Source organism: Streptomyces sp. NPDC058880 (assembly GCF_042742535.1).
Lineage (GTDB): Bacteria > Actinomycetota > Actinomycetes > Streptomycetales > Streptomycetaceae > Streptomyces.
The window spans coordinates 97,407-116,141 of the sequence record NZ_JBHYMC010000019.1 but is presented as its reverse complement, the minus strand read 5'-3'; the positions used below and the strand labels follow the sequence as shown (position 1 = coordinate 116,141).

The 18,735-nt window shown below is 73.7% G+C and carries 15 protein-coding genes; 8 read left to right on the top strand and 7 right to left on the bottom strand.

What is annotated here, in order from left to right:
* Window positions 1-81: 81 nt before the first annotated feature.
* Complete coding sequence (locus tag ACFW2G_RS14440; RefSeq protein WP_384454929.1) at window positions 82-3,099, bottom strand: bifunctional [glutamine synthetase] adenylyltransferase/[glutamine synthetase]-adenylyl-L-tyrosine phosphorylase; 3,018 nt, start codon at window positions 3,097-3,099, stop codon at window positions 82-84.
* Window positions 3,100-3,454: 355 nt separating this feature from the next.
* Between ACFW2G_RS14440 and ACFW2G_RS14435 the strand changes: the two genes are divergently transcribed.
* Window positions 3,455-6,355, top strand: coding sequence for a PIG-L family deacetylase (locus ACFW2G_RS14435; RefSeq protein ID WP_384583191.1), 2,901 nt, complete (start codon window positions 3,455-3,457; stop codon window positions 6,353-6,355).
* A 261-nt stretch (window positions 6,356-6,616) separates the two neighbouring features.
* A complete protein-coding gene (locus tag ACFW2G_RS14430) occupies window positions 6,617-8,677 on the top strand; it encodes a PIG-L family deacetylase (RefSeq protein ID WP_384583188.1) in 2,061 nt (686 codons plus the stop codon).
* A 40-nt stretch (window positions 8,678-8,717) separates the two neighbouring features.
* Here the strand turns inward: ACFW2G_RS14430 and ACFW2G_RS14425 are convergent, their stop codons facing one another.
* The 4 genes from ACFW2G_RS14425 to ACFW2G_RS14410 all read right to left on the bottom strand — a co-directional run bounded on the left by ACFW2G_RS14425 (window position 8,718) and on the right by ACFW2G_RS14410 (window position 12,312).
* Window positions 8,718-9,383 carry a histone deacetylase gene (locus ACFW2G_RS14425; protein ID WP_384583185.1) on the bottom strand — a complete coding sequence of 222 codons (666 nt, stop codon included), beginning with the start codon at window positions 9,381-9,383 and terminating at the stop codon, window positions 8,718-8,720.
* Between the two features lie 185 nt (window positions 9,384-9,568).
* Complete coding sequence (locus ACFW2G_RS14420; protein ID WP_037927230.1) at window positions 9,569-9,823, bottom strand: hypothetical protein; 255 nt, start codon at window positions 9,821-9,823, stop codon at window positions 9,569-9,571.
* A 184-nt stretch (window positions 9,824-10,007) separates the two neighbouring features.
* The gene (locus ACFW2G_RS14415) at window positions 10,008-10,832 is read right to left on the bottom strand and encodes an arylamine N-acetyltransferase (RefSeq protein WP_384454941.1); all 825 of its coding nucleotides are present in this window, start codon (window positions 10,830-10,832) and stop codon (window positions 10,008-10,010) included.
* A gap of 118 nt (window positions 10,833-10,950) precedes the next feature.
* A complete protein-coding gene (locus ACFW2G_RS14410) occupies window positions 10,951-12,312 on the bottom strand; it encodes a glutamine synthetase family protein (protein ID WP_037927233.1) in 1,362 nt (453 codons plus the stop codon).
* A gap of 172 nt (window positions 12,313-12,484) precedes the next feature.
* Here ACFW2G_RS14410 and ACFW2G_RS14405 point away from each other — a divergent pair, with 172 nt between their 5' ends.
* From ACFW2G_RS14405 to ACFW2G_RS14390, 4 genes are all read left to right on the top strand, one after another.
* Window positions 12,485-12,859, top strand: coding sequence for a hypothetical protein (locus tag ACFW2G_RS14405; protein WP_384583182.1), 375 nt, complete (start codon window positions 12,485-12,487; stop codon window positions 12,857-12,859).
* 131 nt (window positions 12,860-12,990) lie between these two features.
* Window positions 12,991-13,623, top strand: coding sequence for a DUF3105 domain-containing protein (locus tag ACFW2G_RS14400; RefSeq protein ID WP_106967678.1), 633 nt, complete (start codon window positions 12,991-12,993; stop codon window positions 13,621-13,623).
* Window positions 13,620-14,315, top strand: coding sequence for a DUF305 domain-containing protein (locus ACFW2G_RS14395; RefSeq protein WP_384454947.1), 696 nt, complete (start codon window positions 13,620-13,622; stop codon window positions 14,313-14,315). The genes ACFW2G_RS14400 and ACFW2G_RS14395 overlap by 4 nt, the downstream gene beginning before the upstream one ends.
* Window positions 14,316-14,479: 164 nt before the next feature.
* Window positions 14,480-14,896: a CBS domain-containing protein gene (locus tag ACFW2G_RS14390; protein ID WP_037927243.1), complete on the top strand. Its 417-nt coding sequence runs from the start codon at window positions 14,480-14,482 to the stop codon at window positions 14,894-14,896.
* 19 nt (window positions 14,897-14,915) lie between these two features.
* Here the strand turns inward: ACFW2G_RS14390 and ACFW2G_RS14385 are convergent, their stop codons facing one another.
* Both ACFW2G_RS14385 and ACFW2G_RS14380 read right to left on the bottom strand, forming a co-directional pair.
* Window positions 14,916-15,839 (bottom strand): alpha/beta fold hydrolase, encoded by a 924-nt coding sequence (locus ACFW2G_RS14385; RefSeq protein ID WP_384583179.1) that lies wholly within the window; start codon window positions 15,837-15,839, stop codon window positions 14,916-14,918.
* Entirely contained in the window at window positions 15,836-16,537 is a 702-nt protein-coding gene (locus ACFW2G_RS14380) for a DUF998 domain-containing protein (RefSeq protein WP_384454955.1), read from the bottom strand. The genes ACFW2G_RS14385 and ACFW2G_RS14380 overlap by 4 nt, the downstream gene beginning before the upstream one ends.
* Before the next feature lie 75 nt (window positions 16,538-16,612).
* Between ACFW2G_RS14380 and ACFW2G_RS14375 the strand changes: the two genes are divergently transcribed.
* A complete protein-coding gene (locus ACFW2G_RS14375) occupies window positions 16,613-16,990 on the top strand; it encodes a hypothetical protein (RefSeq protein ID WP_037927250.1) in 378 nt (125 codons plus the stop codon).
* 134 nt (window positions 16,991-17,124) lie between these two features.
* Complete coding sequence (locus ACFW2G_RS14370; RefSeq protein WP_384583176.1) at window positions 17,125-18,705, top strand: multicopper oxidase family protein; 1,581 nt, start codon at window positions 17,125-17,127, stop codon at window positions 18,703-18,705.
* Window positions 18,706-18,735 lie beyond the last annotated feature (30 nt).

Here is an 18,735-nt window from a genome sequence, read left to right as displayed (position 1 = left end):
GCCCCCGCGCAGCCGGTCGAGGAGACCTCCCGGCCCGCCGTCGCGGATCCGGGGCTCCGGTGCCGTGCGGCAGAAGGCCGTTCAGCCTCCGTAGAAGAGTTCCTCGACCACCGCGCGGGCCCGGCGCGTGGTGCGCCGGTAGTCGTCCAACAGTTCGCCGACCGTGCCCTCGGCGTAGCCGAGGTAGCGGCCCACCGCCGCCAGTTCACGGGCTTCGGACGGGAAGGTGTCCCCGGCGCGGCCCCGCACCAGCATCACGGCGTTGCGGACCCGGGTCGCCAGGACCCAGGCCTCGTCCAGGATCTGTGCTTCGTCGGTCGGGATCAGCCCCGCCGCGTGGGCGGCCGCGAGGGCCTCGCGGGTGCGGGTGGTCCGCAGGCCCGGTTCGGCCCAGGCGTTCCGCATCTGGATCAGCTGGACGGTCCACTCGACGTCGCTCAGACCGCCGCGGCCCAGCTTGGTGTGCAGGGTCGGGTCGGCGCCGCGCGGCAGCCGCTCCGACTCCATCCGGGCCTTGAGGCGGCGGATCTCCCGGACGGCGTCGTCGCCGAGGCCCTCCGCCGGATAGCGCAGCGGGTCGATCAGCTCGATGAAGCGGCGCCCGAGCTCCTCCTCGCCGGCGACCGGCTGGGCCCGCAGCAGCGCCTGGCTCTCCCAGGTCAGCGACCAGCGCCGGTAGTAGGCGGCGTAGGAGGCCAGCGTGCGCACCAGCGGGCCGGAGCGGCCCTCGGGACGCAGGTCGGCGTCGATGAGCAGCGGCGGGTCCGCGGTGGGCAGCTGGAGCAGTCGGCGCATCTCGGCGATGACGGTCTGGGCGGCCTTGGCGGCCTCCTGCTCGTCGACGCCCTCGCGGGGTTCGTGGACGAAGAGGACGTCGGCGTCGGATCCGTAGCCGAGTTCGTGGCCGCCGAATCGGCCGACGCCGATGACGGCGAACCGCGTGGGCAGGGTGTCGCCGAAGTGCGACTGGACGGCGGCGCGCAGGGCGCCCGCGATCGTCGCGGCGGTGAGGTCGGAGACCGCCCCGCCGACCCGGTCGACCAGAGCGCCGTGGTCCTCCTCGGCCGGGCTGTCCTCCGTACCGTAGGAGCCGATGATGTCGGCCGCGGCGGTACGGAAGAGCTCGCGGCGGCGCACTCCGCGGGCGGCGGCGACGGCGGTCTCCGGATTCTCGGCGCGGCCCACGGCGGCGAGGACCTCCTGGCGCAGGGCCTCGTGGGTGCGGGGCTGGAGCCCTTCGGGGTCACCGAGCAGGGCCACCGCCTCGGGGGCGCGCATCAGCAGGTCGGGGGCGAGGCGTCCGGCGGACAGCACCCGGGCGAGGTTCTCGGCGGCGGCCCCCTCGTCGCGCAGCAGACGCAGGTACCAGGGCGTCTTGCCCAGGGCGTCGGAGACCTTGCGGAAGTTGAGCAGGCCGGCGTCCGGGTCGGCGGAGTCGGCGAACCAGCCGAGCATCACCGGGAGCAGGGTGCGCTGGATAGCGGCCTTGCGGGTGACGCCGGAGGCGAGGGCCTCCAGGTGGCGCAGGGCCGAGGCCGGGTCGGCGTAGCCGAGGGCTTCGAGACGCTGGCCGGCGGCGCGCGGGGAGAGCCGGGTCTCGCCGGGGGCGAGCTGGGCGACGGCGTCGAGCAGCGGACGGTAGAAGAGCTTCTCGTGCAGGCGCCGGACCACGGAGGCGTGCCGGCGCCAGGCCTTGTTGAGCTCGGCGACGGGTTCGGTGCGCAGGCCCATCGAGCGGCCCAGGCGCCGGAGGTCGTTCTCGTCCTCCGGCACCAGGTGGGTACGGCGCAGCCGGTAGAGCTGGATGCGGTGTTCCATGGCGCGCAGGAAGCGGTACGCGTCGTGCAGCTGGGCGGCGTCGGCACGGCCGACGTATCCGCCGGCGGCGAGGGCGTGCAGGGCGTCGAGGGTGGTGCCGGAGTGCAGGGTGGCGTCGCTTCGGCCGTGGACGAGCTGGAGCAGCTGGACGGCGAACTCGACGTCGCGCAGGCCGCCGGGGCCGAGTTTGAGTTCGCGGTCGACGTGTGCGGCGGGAATGTTGTCGACGACGCGGCGGCGCATCTTCTGGACGTCGGGGACGAAGTTCTCGCGTTCGGCCGCCTGCCAGACCAGCGGGCTTATGGCCTCGATGTACTCGGAGCCCAGATCCTCGTCTCCGGCGACGGCGCGGGCCTTGAGGAGGGCCTGGAACTCCCAGGTCTTGGCCCAGCGCTGGTAGTAGGCCAGGTGTGAGGCGAGGGTGCGGACGAGGGGTCCGTTGCGGCCCTCGGGACGGAGGTTGGCGTCGACGGGCCAGATGGTGCCCTCGACGGTGGTCTCGGAGCAGATCCGCATCAGGTGCGAGGCGAGGCGGGTGGCGGCCTGGAGGGCCTTGGCCTCGTCGGCGCCGTCCCCGGCGGCCCCGCCCTGGGCAGGCGCTGCTGTCGTGTCACCGACGAAGATCACGTCGACGTCGGAGACGTAGTTGAGCTCGTTGCCGCCGCACTTGCCCATCGCGATGACAGCGAGACGGCAGAGCGCCGCGTCCTCGGGGGCGGCGGCGCAGGCGATCCGCAGGGCGGCGCGGAGGGTGGCGGTGGCGAGGTCGGCGAGTTCGGCGGCGGTCTGGGCGACGTCGATGGTGCCGCAGACGTCGCGGGCCGCGATCGAGAGCAGGCAGCGCCGGTAGGAGACGCGCAGGGCGACGGGGTCGTGGGCGTCGGCGAGACCCCGCTCGAACTCGGGAAGGCCGGGGTGCAGGTCGGCGGCCTCGTACGTGACGAGGTCGAGCCAGTCGCGGGGGTGGCGGGCCAGGTGGTCGCCGAGGGCCTCGGAGGCCCCGAGTACGCCCAGGAGGCGGTCGCGGAGGGGTTTGGCGCTGACGAGGGTGTCGAGGAGTACGGGGAGCTCGCCGTCGGGCTGCGCCTCGGCGAGTCGGACCAGCCCGCGCAGGGCCAGGTCGGGGTCGGCGGTCGCCCCGAGGGCGTCGAGGAGGACGGGATCGGCGCGTACGGCGGCGAGCGCCTCGGAGTCGAGCAGCCGGGCGGCTGCGGAGGGGTCGGTGAACCCGCTGCGCAGCAGCCGGATGAAGGTGCTGCTCCTGCGTCCCGGGACCGTCATCCCGCCGCCTCCCGCGGTTGTCGCTGCCACTGCCCTGGCGGGCCTGGGTCGAGCCTAGGGCCTGTCCGGCGGATCATGGCCGTGGCCGCCGAGGTTCACCGTGTCACACCGCCCGGTACGGCCCTTCGCCGCGTCATCGGACCACGCGAGTACGTCCGGTAGGAGCCGGGGCGCCCACCGCTTGGCGATGCAACCGCCCGGATGCCGCGCCCCGGCAGAACGCTGCGGCTACGGCGCCGACAGCCGGAGCAGACGTTCGATTCATCGGGACGTACCATGACGAGGATTATCGGATTATCCGAGTATTTATGACGTCATGGGGCCCGCTCCCCGCCGAACGGCCACGAGGAGCCCCATGTCCGACGGACACCCCCGCCCCGGTCCCACCGCGGGTGACTGGGGCCCGTCGGCGCCGGGCCCCGACCCGACGTACCGGTACGGGGAGTACGGGCCGTACGGGGAGTACGAGCCATACGAGGAGTACGGGCAGCACGCGCAGAGCCAGGAGTCCGAGTCTCACCAATACCAGCAGACCCACCTGCCGTACCAGCACCAACACCCGGATTCCCTGGGGGAGTTTGGTTACGCCGCGCACGGCGGGTGGAGCCCCGAGTGGAGCTCGGGCTGGCCCGAGCAGGGGCAACAGGCGCAACAGACAGCGGAGTTCCAGCAGCCCTACCCACCACAGGAAGCACAGCACGTCTTCCCGCCGCTCCAGGACGGGCAGATCCACACACCTCAGGTCCCCCAACAACACCAGCAGGCATACGAGTTCCCCCACGTCCCCGGGCCCCCGCAGACGTATGAGCCCGACCACACCCGCCCGCCCGAGCAGGCACCGGTCCCCGAGCCCCGCAGCCTGCACGACGCAGCCGAGGACACCCACGGCGGGTCCGCGCGGCCGACGGAGGAGAGCGCGGACCCCGCTTCCGCGCCGCAGCCCCGGCGCGGGCGCAGGGCCGCGCGCCGGGCAGAAACGACGTCGGGCCGGAAAGCCTCCCAGCGGGCCCGCGCAGCCGCGACCGCGCCGCAGGCGCAAGCTCAAGCTCAAGCTCAAGCTCAAGCTCAGCAAGAAGCCGGGGCCCGGACCGAAGCGGGAGCCGCCGCGCGGGGCACGGCGGGGCAGGCCCCGGCCCGCGGACGCAGGGCGGCGCGGCGCGGAACCGGGGCCGGGGCGCCGCAGCGGCTGCGGTGGGCCGGGCTCGTCAAGGTCGTCGCCCTCGGCGCGGCCATCGCCGCCACCGGCATGCTCGTGCTCCGCGGCAACGCGGCCCTCGCAGGCCTCGACCGCTCCCCCGCCCCGCCCGGCACCGTCGCCACCGGCGCCGTCCCCGACCCGGGCCGGGTGGTCCAGATCGTCGCGCACCCCGACGACGACCTGTACTTCATGAATCCGGACCTGCGTTACTCCATAGCCGCCGGCCACCCCGTGACCTCGGTGTACCTGACCGCGGGCGAGGCCGACGGGGTCAACGCCGCCCCCGCCCAAGCGGCTACCGCCCGCCCCGACAAGCCCGCCTACGCCGAGGCACGCCAGAACGGCATCCGGGCCGCCTACGCCCGGATGGCCACCGGCGACCGCACCAGCGCCTGGAAGCGCACGGTCGTCCCGACGAAGGGCGGCGGCCACGCCGAAGTCGACGTCCTCGTCGCCAAACCCCAGGTCAACCTGGTCTGGCTGCAGATGCGCGAGGCCGGGCACGGCTACGCCGACATGCCTGACAGCCTGCACGGCCTGTGGGACGGCAAGGTCGCCCGGCTGGAGTCGATGCTCTCCTCCGGCACCCCGGTCAAGCAGCGGTTCGCGTACTCCAAGGACCAGGTCGTCCAGACCCTCGTGGGCATCCTGGAGCAGTACCGGCCGACCGCCGTCCGCTTCCAGGACCCGACCCCCGGCCGGTATCCCGACACCAAGCGGTACACCGACCACCAGGACCACTTCTACGGCGCCCGCTTCGTCCAGATGGCCACGGCCGCCTACGCGCAGGACGTCAAGGACCGGCCGCACTTCGCGGTGCAGAACTACGTCGGCTACTTCAACGGCTTCCTCCCCAGCGCACTGGGCCCGCAGGAGGCCCGGGAGAAGCTGGACATCCTCGACACCTACGCCTGGCTGGACCGGCAGAACCACTGCGGCAGCGAAGCCGGTTGCGGCGACCTCAAGGTCTCCGAGCATCCGGCGGGCAACCGCTGGACGGACACCGTCAACTACGCCCGTGGCACCGGAACCGACTGGCTGACCTCTGACCGGGACCACGGCCTGTGGGCCTTCAAGGTGCTCGACGGCCAGGTCGCCGTCTGGCATCGGCCCGGCCCGGTCGGCCCCTGGCGCGGCCCGGACCTGCTGCCCGGCACCGGAATGGACCCGGGCACCGGCGCCGTGACGCTGAAGGACGGCCGGATCGCCGTCTTCGGCACCCGCACCTCCTTCGGGGCCCGGCCCGCCGACTACCGGCGCGAGGTCGTCTACACGGTGCAGACGGCGCCCGGGGCGGACGGGTTCGGGGAATGGCAGTCGCTCGGCACTCCCGAGACCGCGGACCAGACCTGGACCTCCGACATCAGCGCACCGGCCGTTTCGGTCGACGGCACCGGGCAGCCGGCGGCGTACGTCCGCGACGGCGCGCACAGCCTGCGCGGCCGGGTCCAGCAGGCGGACGGCAGTTGGGGCCCCTGGGAGAAGTACGGCGGCGCGGACCTGCACGGCGCCCCGGTGACCGCGACCGACGGTGCGGGGCGGCGCATGGTCCTCGCGGCCACCTCGAAGACGGTCGTCGGCTGGGCGCAGCCGAAGCCGGGCGCCCCGCTGGGCCCGGTCACGGCCACCGGGCTGCCGGACACCGCCCTCCCGCTGACCGCGGAGGGCCGCGAGGGCGGGGTGCGGCTGTGGTTCCGCAAACCCGGTTCGGGCAACGTCCGTACGGCCCTGATGACGGCCGACGACGGCCTGAAGGTCAACAACATGACCGACCTCGGCGGGCTGAACGGCTTCGGCTCGGTGACGGCGAGCGGGCACGTGCTGGCGGGCCGCGCGGCGGGCGGGCAGCTGGGTGCGGAGGTCGGTCCGGGACGGCCGTGGGGGCGCTCGCCGCTGATGTTCCTCGGCGCGCCCTCCTCCACGATGACCGGGAGCAACATGGTCAGCCTGGCGGTGGTGGGGCTCGACGCGCGGCTGTACGTGACCTCGTCGACGGACGCCCCGCACGCGTACCTTGCGCCGTGGCAGCCGGTGGGCCCGCGCAACGCCGCCCCCTAGCCCGCGCCGTGACCGCCGGGGCCTGCCGGGTCGCGGCGTCCGGTGCGGTGGGGCACACGGCGGAAACGCCGCGGCTCGTAGAACTCGTACCGGACGGCATCGGAGCCGGACGGCACCCGCCGTCGCGGCGGTACGTCGTCCCGGGTCTTCTCCGCAGGGCAGGAGTCATCGGCCTGTCCGGTGAACCAAGTTCGCCGATTCGGCCTCTCTCTGACTGCTCGGCGTTTTGTCCTGCCCGGAACGAACCCAAGGCGTACCCAGATGCCCGTGACCCGTCGCCGCTTCGCGGTCCTGCTCACCGTGCTGACCGCCGGCGCCACCGGCCTCCTCTCCGTGGCCTCCGGACAGCAGACCTCCGCCGGAGCCGACCAGGGGAGGAACCCGGCCGCCGTCCTGCCCGCGAGCGTCACCTCCGGGTCGGTGATCCAGGTCGTCGCGCACCCCGACGACGACCTGTTCTTCATGAACCCCGACCTCAGCCGCTCCCTGAGGGCCGGCACCCAGGTCACCACCGCCTACCTCACGTCGGGCGAGTCCGACGGCCGCAACGAGGCGCACGGCCACGCGGCCGACGATCCCGAACAGCCCGCCGACCGCGCCCACTACGCAGAGGCCCGGCAGAACGGCATCCGCTCCGCCTACGCCGAGATGGCCACCGGCGACCGCACCAGCGCGTGGCGGCGCACGGTCGTGCCCACCGCGGGCGGCGGCAGCGCCGAGATCGACGTGCTCATCGCGAAGCCGCAGGTCAACCTGGTGTGGCTGATGCTGCGCGAGGCCCGCAGCACCGGCCAGGACACCCCCGACAGCCTGCGCGGCCTGTGGAACGGCCGGATAGCCGCGCTGGACTCCCAGCTGACCTCCGGGACCCCGGTCAAGCAGGGCTTCTCGTACACCAAGGACCAGCTGATACAGGCGATAGCCGGGGTCCTGGAGCGGTACCGGCCCACGACGATACGGATGCAGGACCCCACGCCCGGCCGGTACCGGGAGAGCGGCCGCCTGACCGACCACCAGGATCACATGTACGGCGCCCGCTTCGTGCAGGCCGCCACCGCCGGCTACGCCGAACAGGTCCACCGACGGCCACAGTTCTCGGTGCAGAGCTACCTCGGCTACCACAACGGCACCCTCCCGCACTCGCTGGACCCGCAGACGGCCGAGACCAAAACCGACTACCTGCGGACCTACGCCTGGCAGGACCACCAGGACTACTGCGCAAGCCCCTCCGGCTGCGGCGACCGCAAGGTCGCCGGGAACCCGACCGGGCGCAACTGGGCCCAGTCGCTGCGCTACACCCGCGCCGACAACTCCTCCTGGCTGACGGAGGGGACGCCCGGCAGCCTCTGGGCCTTCACCGTGCTGGACGGCCGCATGGCCTACTGGCGGCGCGATGCCGCCGGGGTCTGGGAGAGGCCGGTCTTCCTCGCGGGCACCGGCATCGACCCGGGGGCGACCGCCGCCCGGCTGCCCGACGGTCGCGTCGCCGTCCTCGCCACCCGCACCGTCCTCGGCCCCGCCCCCTCGGACTACCGGCGCGAGGTCGTCTACGCCGTCCAGACCGCACCCGACGGGGCGTTCGGCGCGTGGCAGTCACTGGGCACTCCCGAGAAGGGCGACGCCGACGGCACCTCGGCGATCAGCGCCCCCGCGGCCGCGGTGGACGCCCGCGGCCTGCTCACGGTCTACCTCCGTGACTCCCGGCGCACCCTGCGCGCCGCCGTCCAGCAGCCCGGCGGCGGCTTCTCCGCCTGGCAGCGGCTCGGCGGCGAGGACCTGCAGAGCGACCCGGCCACGGCGGTCGACGCCGCCGGGCGGCGGCACGTGTACGCGGCGACCACAACCTCGGTGCTGGCCTGGACGCAGGCGGACCCGGACGGCCCCCTCCGCGGCCCCTCGCCGACGGGTCTGCCGGCCACGACGGTCCCGCTGACGGCCGCCCCGGACGGCGCGGGCGTCCGCCTGTACTTCCGGCGCCCCGACTCGGGGGTGGTGCGGACCGCCGTGGTCACGGCGGGTCCCGCGCCCCGACCGCACGTCTCCAGCGTCACCGAGGCGGGCGGCCGGGCCGGCTACGGCGCGATCGGCGCCGCGGGCCGTCACGTGGCGGGCCGCGCGCACAGCGGCACGGTCAGCACCTCCGGCCTCGGCGGCCCCCCGGCCTGGGCGGAGTCCCGCATGCTCTTCGCCGGCGCCCCGGCGGCCGTCCGGGAACAGGGCGGCACGACGACCACGACGGTCCTCGGCCTGGACGCCGAACTCCACACCTTCGCCACCCCCTCCACCCCCACCCGGCCCGCCTGGCACCGCGCGGTCCGCTGACCGGCGGCGCCGTCGGAAGGCGCCCGTCGGAAGGCGCCCGTCAGGAGGCGGCCGTCAGGAGGGCGTGGATGCGGTCGGGTGTCCAGGTGCCGGCGGCACCGGGGCAGCCGGAGAGGTACTCGGCGGTGTCCTGTCGCGTCCAGGGGCCGGAGTCCAGGAGGCCTGTTGCCAGGTGGCGCAGGTATGCGGCGGAGGGGGTGCGCAGTTCGACGTCGCGGAGGGTCCACGGCGCGGTGAAGGTCACCACGGGGATCCCGTCGATCGTGCCCGGACAGACGAGGGTCTCGTACCGGCCGGGGCCGAGCACGTGCCGGCCGTCCCGCAGCACGGTCGTGAGGTCGAGGTCCGCGCCCGGCTCCCGGGCCATCTCCTGCGCGGCGATGTCGGACAGCTGGCCCGCGGTCACCAGGTGTGCCCGCCCGCGCAGCCGGCCGGGGGCGGTGGGGTCGTAGTAACCCCGCCCGCCGGTCCACACCAGGGACTCGGTGGCGAAGTACAGGCGCCCTTCGAGCTCGACCGGAACGGAGCGTTCGGGAGCCCGGCGGTCACGGCAGCCCGGGTGTGCGTGCGTCGCCCCCGGCGGGACGCCGCCGGCGATGTAGGCGGCGAGGCGGTCCGTGTGCATGTTGGAGCCGTAGGAGGCGTACCAGACGCGCTCGGGGGCGGGGATCGTCCGGATCAGCGGACGAACGGCGTGTACAGCCATGCACGGGTCCTCGGGGCTGCGCGGTGCGGTTTCCACCCGTGCGCCTGCACGCGCCGGGCGGACTTCATGCAGCCCGGCGGGCAAAGTTCTGCCCAAAACCGGTGGCCCCACGCTCCCCGGTCCGCGAACGCCGCGGGGACGGCCGACCTCGCCGTCGGTTCGTCCCCGCGGCGCGGGCCGCCGGATCAGGCACCCAGGTGGTGACCCTTGGCCCACTCGACCTCGCCGTCCTTGAGGCAGGTGGAGGTGTAGACCGGGCCCGTGAACGCCGGGCGGCTGGCGGGCACCGCGGCGAGCGAGGAGCAGTTCGACGAGTAGCCCGCGCGACCGCCGGAGAAGTAGTCGATGTCGACCCCGTCGTTGGCCAGGGCGGCACCGGCCCCGCCCAGCAGGATGCCGGCGGCCAGGACAGACGCGGTGACAGCAGAACGAATACGCATGACTCCCCTAAGGATCTGTGGATCGACGACGCGCGCTCGATGTGCGCGTCGGCCGGTCCAACGCCCGGAGGCACCGCCGGGAACGGCAGTTCACTCCAATGCCAGCGGCTGTATCGTTTCGACATTCCACGCCCCCCATGCGCGCCCCCCGAATGAACCCCGCGTGCGGCCGGCCCGGGCGTCGTCAGTCCCGGGGGTGGAGCGCCACCGGCAACCGGTCGAGCACGATGCCGAACTCAGCGCGGTAGGCGGCCAGCACCTCCCCCTCCGTCGCCAGTTCCACCTCGGTGCGGTCACCGTCCGCGGAGGTGCTGATGAGGGTCCGGTCCCGCAGGGTGATCCGGCCGCCGTCCTCGGTGAGCCGGGAACAGACCGGGCCCCGGGTGAAACCGGACTCCGGGCTGGTGGCGTGCCACCAGGCACCGGTCCGGAAGTCCGCGAGCGCCCGTGGCCGCGCCTCCAGCCGGTACGCCGGCACACCGTCGCGCAGCACGTCGAGATCCCCCACAGCGGCGTCCCCGGCCGCGGCCCTGACGAGGAACACCCCGCCCGGGTCCTGCTGCTCGCCCCGCTCCTCCAGGTCGAGCGGGTACGCACTGTGCTCGCCGAAGCCCACGTCCGCGAGCCATCGCCCGTCGACGCGCAGCGCGAGGTGGTCGTAGGGGACCCCCAGCACGCCGTCCTTGCCGTAGACCCGGGCTTGGAGGAGCTCCACCCGGTGGCCGAGGGCGCTCAGCAACTCGGCGAACGCGCCGTTCAGTTCGTAGCAGATGCCACCGCGTCCGGCGGTCACGATCTTGTCGTGGAGAGCGTCGGGGGTGAGCACGATCTCCTCGCCGAGGTGGATCGCGAGGTTCTCGAACGGCACAGTCCGCAGATGCCGCAGGTGCAGCTCGCGCAGCGAGCCGCTGCGGACCCCTTCTGGGCGCGCCACCCCCAGGCGGCGCAGGTAGGCATCCGTACGGGCGTCGGTTCGTGCATCGGTACGGGCGTCGTCGAGAGCTTCCACGCCCCCACCCTGCCCAGCGCCGCCCAGCGCCGCCATGCGCCATTGGACCTAGGTCCCGGACGGCTCCGGGCCGGTGGCTCGCCGCCACCGGCCCGGACCGCTGCTTCTCCTCCTGCGGTTACAGCACCGGGAGGTTCTTGCGGAGTTCGAAGGCGGAGACCTCCGAGCGGTACTCCTCCCACTCCTGCTTCTTGTTGCGCAGGAAGAAATCGAAGACGTGTTCGCCGAGGGTTTCGGCCACCAGCTCGCTGCGCTCCATCAGGGAGATGGCCTCGCCGAGGTTCTGCGGGAGGGGTTCGATGCCCATCGCGCGGCGCTCGGCGTCGGAGAGGGCCCAGACGTCGTCATCGGCGCCCGCCGGGAGCTCGTAGCCCTCCTCGATGCCCTTGAGGCCGGCCGCCAGGAGGACGGCGTACGTGAGGTACGGGTTGGCGCCCGAGTCGATCGAGCGGACCTCGATGCGCGAGGAGCCCATCTTGCCCGGCTTGTACATCGGGACGCGGATCAGGGCGGAGCGGTTGTTGTGGCCCCAGCAGATGTACGAGGGGGCCTCGCCGCCCGCGCCGGCGCTGCGCGAGGAGCCGCCCCAGATGCGCTTGTAGGAGTTGACCCACTGGTTGGTGACCGCGGCCGTCTCGGCGGCGTGCCGCAGCAGGCCCGCGATGAAGGAACGGCCGACCTTGGAGAGCTGGTATTCGGCGCCCGACTCGTAGAAGGCGTTGCGGTCGCCCTCGAAGAGCGAGAGGTGGGTGTGCATGCCCGAGCCCGGGTACTCCGAGAACGGCTTCGGCATGAAGGTGGCCTGCACGCCCTGTTCGAGGGCCACCTGCTTCATGACCAGGCGGAACGTCATGATGTTGTCCGCCGTGGAGAGCGCGTCGGCGTAGCGCAGGTCGATCTCCTGCTGGCCCGGGGCGCCCTCGTGGTGGCTGAACTCGACCGAGATGCCCATCGATTCGAGCATGGTGATGGCCTGGCGGCGGAAGTCCATGCCCACGTTCTGCGGGGTGTGGTCGAAGTAGCCGGAGTTGTCGGCCGGGACCGGGCGGGTGCCGTCCAGCGGCTTGTCCTTCAGCAGGAAGAACTCGATCTCCGGGTGGGTGTAGAAGGTGAAGCCCAGGTCGGAGGTCTTGGCGAGGATGCGCTTGAGGACGTAGCGCGGGTCCGCGAAGGACGGGGAGCCGTCCGGCATGAGGATGTCGCAGAACATCCGGGCGGTCCCGGGGGCCTCGGCGCGCCACGGCAGTATCTGGAACGTGCCCGGGTCCGGCTTGGCGATCATGTCGGACTCGTAGACCCGTGCGAAGCCCTCGATGGCGGAGCCGTCGAAGCCGATGCCCTCGTCGAAGGCCTGCTCCAGCTCCGCGGGGGCGACCGCGACGGACTTGAGGAAGCCCAGTACGTCGGTGAACCACAGGCGCACGAAGCGGATGTCGCGCTCCTCAAGCGTCCGGAGGACGAATTCCTGCTGCTTGTCCATGCCTTCATCCTCGCAGTTCAGACGGCCTGTGCACCACCGCCTCGAAGGTCGCGGCGCACCCGGGCCGGCCCAGTATCGCCAGTGGTGGTTTCCGCCACATTACGCACCCGCGAAAGCTCGCGGCACCCCCGCACTGACCTCGGCACAGCCCTGAGCATTACCATCTGCGCCCATGGGGGGCCGGGAGCACACGCAGCAGGGACGTCGTGGACGTTCCGCGCTCCGGCGCGCTGTCCTGCTGACGGTCCTCGGCGCGCTGGTCAGCGCGTGGCTCCTCTGCGCCCGCTCGGGCGAGTCGCCCACCGCCTCCGAGGTGCGGGCGCACGGTACGGAGCACGCCGTCTGCGTGTCCCCGTACGAACTGCCCGGCTGTTCCTCCCGCGCCCACGTGCCCCCTGCCGTGCTGCCCGTGCCGCCGCCCGCCGTGGCCGTGACGGGCGGCGGCACGCCGCCGCCCTCGTACGCGACGGCGGCGGGGCCGGTCCGGCCGCCCGAGACGCTGGCACGCGCCCCCGACCTGCATGTTCTCCAGGTGCTGCGGACCTGACGGGTCCGGTTTTGCGTTCCGTCCACCCCCCTCTTCACACGAAGGAACCAGGGCACATGGCCAGCACGTCCGGCAGGACCCCCCACCCCCAGCACACCGACCCGAACTCCCGCCAGGCGCGGATAGCCGAGATGCGCCGCATCGAGAAGGCGCGCGAGCGGCGCAACAAGGCGATCGCGATCACCGTCTCGTCGGCGGTCGTCGTCGGCCTCGTCGGTTTCGGCACCTGGGTGCTGATCGAGCAGAAGCAGGAGGAGAAGCGCGAGGCGGCCGCCGCGGAGAAGCTCCGCAGGGAGGCGGAGGAGATCCGCAGGAAGCCGGTCGAGGGCGAGCAGCTCTGGGACGTGAAGAAGCTCGGCCGCAACCACGTCGAGACGCCGGTGAAGTACGAGATGAACCCGCCGGTCGGCGGTGACCACCACCCTCGCTGGATGAACTGCAACGGCGACGTCTACAAGAACCCGGTGCCCGAGGTGAACGCCGTCCACTCGCTGGAGCACGGCGCGGTCTGGGTGACCTACAACGACAAGGCCGCCCCGGCCGATGTGGACAAGCTCGCCGCGACCGTGAGCAAGACCCCGTACACGCTGATGAGCCCGGTCGGGGCGCAGACCGGCACGATCATGCTCAGCGCGTGGGGCAAGCAGCTGACCGTCGAGAGCGCGGACGATCCGCGGGTGGCGCAGTTCTTCACCAAGTACGTGCAGGGTGAGCAGACGCCGGAGCCCGGCGCGGCCTGCACGAGCGGGGTGGCCGGCTCGTGAGCCGCCCGATCCCCCGTACCTACTGGGCCGCTGGCACGGCCGTTCTGCTGGCGCTGCTGTTCGCGGCGGCGGCCACGGTCGCCGCCGCGAGCGGCGGCGGGACCGGGTCCGCTTCGGGTGCTCCGGCGGCCCGCACGGAGCCCGGTACGCCGGGGCTGCGCTCCGCCGACGCCGGCTTCGCCCGGGACATGGCGGTCCATCACCAGCAGGCGGTGGAAATGTCCTTCCTCGTGCGGGACCGCACGCAGGACGAGGCGGTGCGCACCCTCGCCTACGACATCGCCAACACCCAGGCGAACCAGCGCGGGATGCTGCTCGGCTGGCTGGACCTGTGGGGGCTGCCGAAGGTGGTGGCCGGCGAGCCGCCGATGGCGTGGATGGGCAGCTCGGCGGGCCACGGCGGACACGCCGGGCACGGGTCCGCCAAGCCCGGTGCGTTGATGCCCGGCATGGCCACCAGGGAGGAGCTGGAGCAGCTCGGCGCCGCCTCGGGGCGGGACGCGGAGGTGCTCTTCCTCCAGCTGATGACCGACCACCACAAGGGCGGTGTGACGATGGCCGAGGGGTGTGCGCAGCAGTGCGTGACGCCCGTCGAGCGGCAGCTGGCGCAGGGCATGGTCGACGCGCAGCGCTCGGAGCTCACCCTGATGGCGGACATGCTCAAGCAGCGCGGAGCCACACCGCGCGGGTGACGGGACACGCTCGTACGGTGGGGGGAGGCGCCCTCTCACCCGTACGGGCGTGTGTTCCACCGTTCGGGGGTCGTCGGATGGGCCGAACGGCCGCATCCCGATGGGGACGCCGCGCCGGGTGCGTCCGTACCCGGCCGTGAACGGCGTGCTCAGGAGGTTCAGCAATGACCACCGCCGCAGACATCATGCACCCCGGGGCCCGGTGGATCCCGGCGCACGAGACCCTTGACCGTGCCGCCGAGCTGATGGCCCGGCTCAATGTGGGTGCGCTGCCCATCAGCGACACCGAAGAGCGTTTGTGCGGGATCGTCACCGACCGCGACATCGTCGTGAACTGTGTGGCCAAGGGCCTGGACCCGTCCAAGATGACGTGCGGGGACGTGGCCCAGGGCACTCCGCGCTGGATCGACGCCGGTGCGGACGTGTCCGCCGTGCTGGACGAGATGGAAAGCCACCAGATCAAGCGGCTGCCCGTGATCAGGGACAAGAAGCTGGTCGGCATGATCAGTGAGGCCGATCTGGCCCAGCACCTGTCCGAGGACCAGCTGGCGGGCTTCGTCGAGAAGGTCTACGCCCGGTAGTGACGGGGCGACCGGCCCGTCAGAATCCGTCGCGCCGGCCACGCCCACTCGTCTCCACGACCGTCCGGGCCACCTGGTCCGGGCGGTCGAGCATGACCAGGTGTCCGGCGGGCTCGGCGACCTCGAAGCGGGCACCGAGCCGGTCGGCGAGGTCGGCCTGGCGGCCCATCCAGCGCAGCGCACCGCGGCCGGACGTCCCGTCGTGAGCGGCCAGGACGGTGGTGGGGGCGGTCAGCCGCCGGGTCCGGCGCAGCGCCGCCAGTTCGGCGGCCATGTCCAGGTAGCGGGAGTTCTCCAGGAGGGCGCCGCGCCAGACGCGGCCGGTGCGGTAGCAGCGGCGTACGAGGTCCGGCGCGGCCGGGTCGCCGCCGCCCGTCCGGGAGGCCCCTACGGTGACGCGCCGGGCCGCCGGGCCCAGCGCGGCCGGCAGTCCGGCGGCGGTCACGGCCCGGCCGAGGAGGCGGGCGGCGGCGGTGCGCAGCGCGGCGGGCAGGACCGTACGGGCGTCCTCCTCGGTGCTGGCGTCGACGAGGACCAGGGCGGCGGTGCGCTCCGGGTACAGCCGGGCGAAGGCCTCGGCGTGGAAGGCGGCGATCGAGTGCCCGACGGCGGTGACCGGGGCGGCGGTGGGGCCGCCGCGGCCCAGGGCGTCGAGGAGGCCCGCGATCCGGCGGGCCTCCCCGGCGGTGGTCGGCGGTGCGGTCGCGGGGGCACTCAGGCCGTGTCCGGGACGGTCGAAGCGGACGACGGTGCGGCCGTGGGCGACGAGCAGCGCGGCGACGGCGTCCCAGTCGAACCAGGCCATGGCGAGTCCAGCGCTGAGCACGCACACCGGTCCCCGGCCTTCGACGACGACGTGCAGCGCGGTCCCGTCGACGTTCAGGAAGAGGCCCGTGCCCGGGCTGCGGGTCTCTCCGGGCGACGGCCCCTGGGGGACGGTCATGTGCGGTGCTCCTTGTGGACGGAGTGGGCGAGCAGGCCCAGCCAGATCGCCACGAGCAGGACCTGGAGCCGCTGGCCGGCGCCGAGCGCCCAGGTGCCGCGTCCGGCCGTGAACATCGCGATGGCGGACAGGGTCCAGGTCGTGGCGAGCAGCTCCATGGCGACCAGCGCCGGGCCGTAGCGGGCGAGCGGGGCGAACCAGCCGTAGCGGCGGGCGGCGACGGTCAGGGCCACGAGTCCCACGAGGGCCCCGGTCATGGCGAGGGTACTGCTGACGGCGTGGGCCTGGTGGGTGGCGGGGACGAGTCCGGCGGTCTCCCGGGCGGCGCATTCGGGGTCCGCGGTGGGCGTGCAGCTCAGCGGCAGCCAGGCGTCGGCCGCGGTGGCCGCTCCGAAGAGGGTGACGCCGGCCCAGCCGGCCACCGCCCAGGGGCGGCGGGACTCGGCGTGCTTCAGCAGCCGTACCAGCGCGAGCAGGCCACCGGCGAAGGCGAGCGTCCCGGCGATGAAGTCGGTGGCCCGGAAGAGGCCGCCGAGCGGCTGGTCCTGGGCGGCGAGCTCGCTGACGTACGTCTCGATGGGGTTCAGGCCCGTCGAGAGGACGACTTCGAGGACCCATGCGGTGTAGGCCGCCCCGGCGAGGCCGATCAGGAGGGCGACCGGCCAGGCGGTGCGCGAAGAGGGCTGATGTGTGGACATAGTGTGACTGATCCTCATCAAGCTCGGGGTCGCTCCTCCGCCGATCGGATACCCACCCCGGGTAGGGTTCCGGCCATGACGCGCAGTGCTCGGCGAGCCGCCCCGGGGTCCCGGCTCCTGCTGCTGGCCGCGCTGCTGCTGGGCGCCGTCGCCCTGCTCTTCCCGGGCCGTCCTGCTGAGCCCCGCACCATGGAGGACGTGTCCCCGGCCCGGTGCGTTGCCTCGGCGGGGGCCTCCGGCGCCACGACGCGCGGTGGCGCTCACCACATCCCTGCCGCGCCACCGCAGGCGCGCGGCGCGGCCCAGGAGGCGGCCGCGGAGCCGGCGCGGGCCCCCCGGCGGGCGGTGCCGGCCGGGACCGGAACCGGCCACCCCGGGCCCGCGGTCCGCCGCGCCGTTCCCGCCGAGGCCGCCCGCTGCCTCCTCGCCCGGCCGGCGGTACGCCGGATATAGGCCCGGCCCCCGGCGCTCGACCCCGGCGCCCGGTCCCCGGCGCCGCAGCCGTACCGCCGGGCCCGCGGTCCTCCGTGCCGTGCCGTGCCGTGCCGTGCCCGTGAACCCGTCACCCCACACCCCGAGGTGCTCCCTTGCGCTGTCTCCCCACCCGTCGCTCCGTACTCGGCGCCGCCGCGGCCGCGGCCGGCTCCGGGCTGCTCGCCGCCTGCTCCACGGCTCCGGGCTCCGCCGGCCCCCAGGGCTCTGCCGCGGAATCCCGTGCGGGCCACGGTTCCGTGCACCACGGCGGCCCGCGGGCCGACGGGCCCGAGGGGTACGTCGACCCGTCCGGGCCCGAGGTCCGGGCCGCCGAGGCCGCCCGCGACGCCACCGGCCCGCTCACCGAGGTCAAGGTGACCGCCACCGCCACCACGCTGGACCTCGGGGGCGGGCGCACGGTGCGCTCCTGGGCGTACGGCGACCGGCTGCCGGGCCAGGAGGTCCGCGCCACCGCGGGCGGCACCCTGGCCCTCACCCTGGCCAACAACCTCCCCGAGGCCACCTCCGTGCACTGGCACGGCCTCGCGCTGCGCAACGACATGGACGGGGTCCCGGGGCTGACCCAGCGGGACATCGCCCCGGGCGGGTCGTTCGCCTACAAGTTCGCCGTCATGCACCCGGGGACCTACTGGTTCCATCCGCACACCGGTGTCCAGCAGGACCGCGGCCTGTACGCGCCGCTCATCGTCGAGGACCCGAAGGAGCCGCTCTCCTACGACAAGGAGTGGGTGGTGGTCCTCGACGACTGGATCGACGGGGTGGACGGGGCCACCCCGGACGCCGTCCTCGCCGAGCTCCGCAAGGGCATGGGCGTGCAGTCCACGGGCGGCGCCCACGGGCACGCCCACGTCCGCACGGGCGGCGAGAGCGATGTCCTCGGCAAGGACGCGGGCGACGTCGTCTACCCGCACTACCTGGTCAACGGCCGGGTGCCGGAGGACCCGTCCGTGTTCACCGCCCGCCCCGGGGACCGGATCCGGCTGCGCATCGTGAACGCCGGCGGGGACACGGCCTTCCGGATCGCCCTCGGCGGGCACGAGCTGACGGTCACCCACACCGACGGCTTCCCGGTCGAGCACACCACGGCGCGTTCGCTGCTGCTGGGCATGGGCGAGCGCTACGACGTCCTGGTCACCGCCGGGGACGGGGTGTTCCCGCTCACCGCGCTCGCGGAGGGCAAGGACGGGTCGGCGCTGGCGGTCCTGCGCACCGGGACGGGAACCGCCCCCACGGCGGCGACCCGGCCCGCCGAGCTGGAGTCGCGGCCGCTGATGGCGGACGCGCTGCGGGCCGCCGGTCCGGCCGTGCTGGCGGCCCGGGAGCCGGACCGTACGGTGCAGATCCGGCTGACCGGTTCCATGACCCGCTACGACTGGGCCTTCGACGGCACCCCGTACACGCCGGACCAGCGGCATCCGGTCACGGCGGGCGAGCGGGTCCGACTGGAGTTCCGCAACGCCACCCCGATGTGGCATCCGGTGCACCTGCACGGGCACAGCTTCGCGCTGGGCTCGGAGCCGGGCGGGGCGCGCAAGGACACCGCGATCGTCCTGCCGGGCGGGCGTCTGACGGCGGACTTCGACGCCGACAACCCGGGGCTGTGGATGACGCACTGCCACAACGTCTACCACTCGGAGTCCGGGATGATGACGGTGATCGGCTACCGGCTGTAGGTCCGGGACCTCTCGCGGGAGGGGCGGGCG

Bases quoted from the DNA above. Each gene is read 5' to 3' on its own strand.
- ACFW2G_RS14435 (WP_384583191.1), top strand. From the start codon at position 3,455: ATGTCCGACGGACACCCCCGCCCCGGTCCCACCGCGGGTGACTGGGGC.
- ACFW2G_RS14425 (WP_384583185.1), bottom strand. From the start codon at position 9,383: ATGGCTGTACACGCCGTTCGTCCGCTGATCCGGACGATCCCCGCCCCC.
- ACFW2G_RS14375 (WP_037927250.1), top strand. From the start codon at position 16,613: ATGACGCGCAGTGCTCGGCGAGCCGCCCCGGGGTCCCGGCTCCTGCTG.
- ACFW2G_RS14390 (WP_037927243.1), top strand. From the start codon at position 14,480: ATGACCACCGCCGCAGACATCATGCACCCCGGGGCCCGGTGGATCCCG.
- ACFW2G_RS14430 (WP_384583188.1), top strand. From the start codon at position 6,617: ATGCCCGTGACCCGTCGCCGCTTCGCGGTCCTGCTCACCGTGCTGACC.
- ACFW2G_RS14385 (WP_384583179.1), bottom strand. From the start codon at position 15,839: ATGACCGTCCCCCAGGGGCCGTCGCCCGGAGAGACCCGCAGCCCGGGC.
- ACFW2G_RS14380 (WP_384454955.1), bottom strand. From the start codon at position 16,537: ATGTCCACACATCAGCCCTCTTCGCGCACCGCCTGGCCGGTCGCCCTC.
- ACFW2G_RS14410 (WP_037927233.1), bottom strand. From the start codon at position 12,312: ATGGACAAGCAGCAGGAATTCGTCCTCCGGACGCTTGAGGAGCGCGAC.
- ACFW2G_RS14400 (WP_106967678.1), top strand. From the start codon at position 12,991: ATGCGCCGCATCGAGAAGGCGCGCGAGCGGCGCAACAAGGCGATCGCG.
- ACFW2G_RS14420 (WP_037927230.1), bottom strand. From the start codon at position 9,823: ATGCGTATTCGTTCTGCTGTCACCGCGTCTGTCCTGGCCGCCGGCATC.
- ACFW2G_RS14440 (WP_384454929.1), bottom strand. From the start codon at position 3,099: ATGACGGTCCCGGGACGCAGGAGCAGCACCTTCATCCGGCTGCTGCGC.
- ACFW2G_RS14405 (WP_384583182.1), top strand. From the start codon at position 12,485: ATGGGGGGCCGGGAGCACACGCAGCAGGGACGTCGTGGACGTTCCGCG.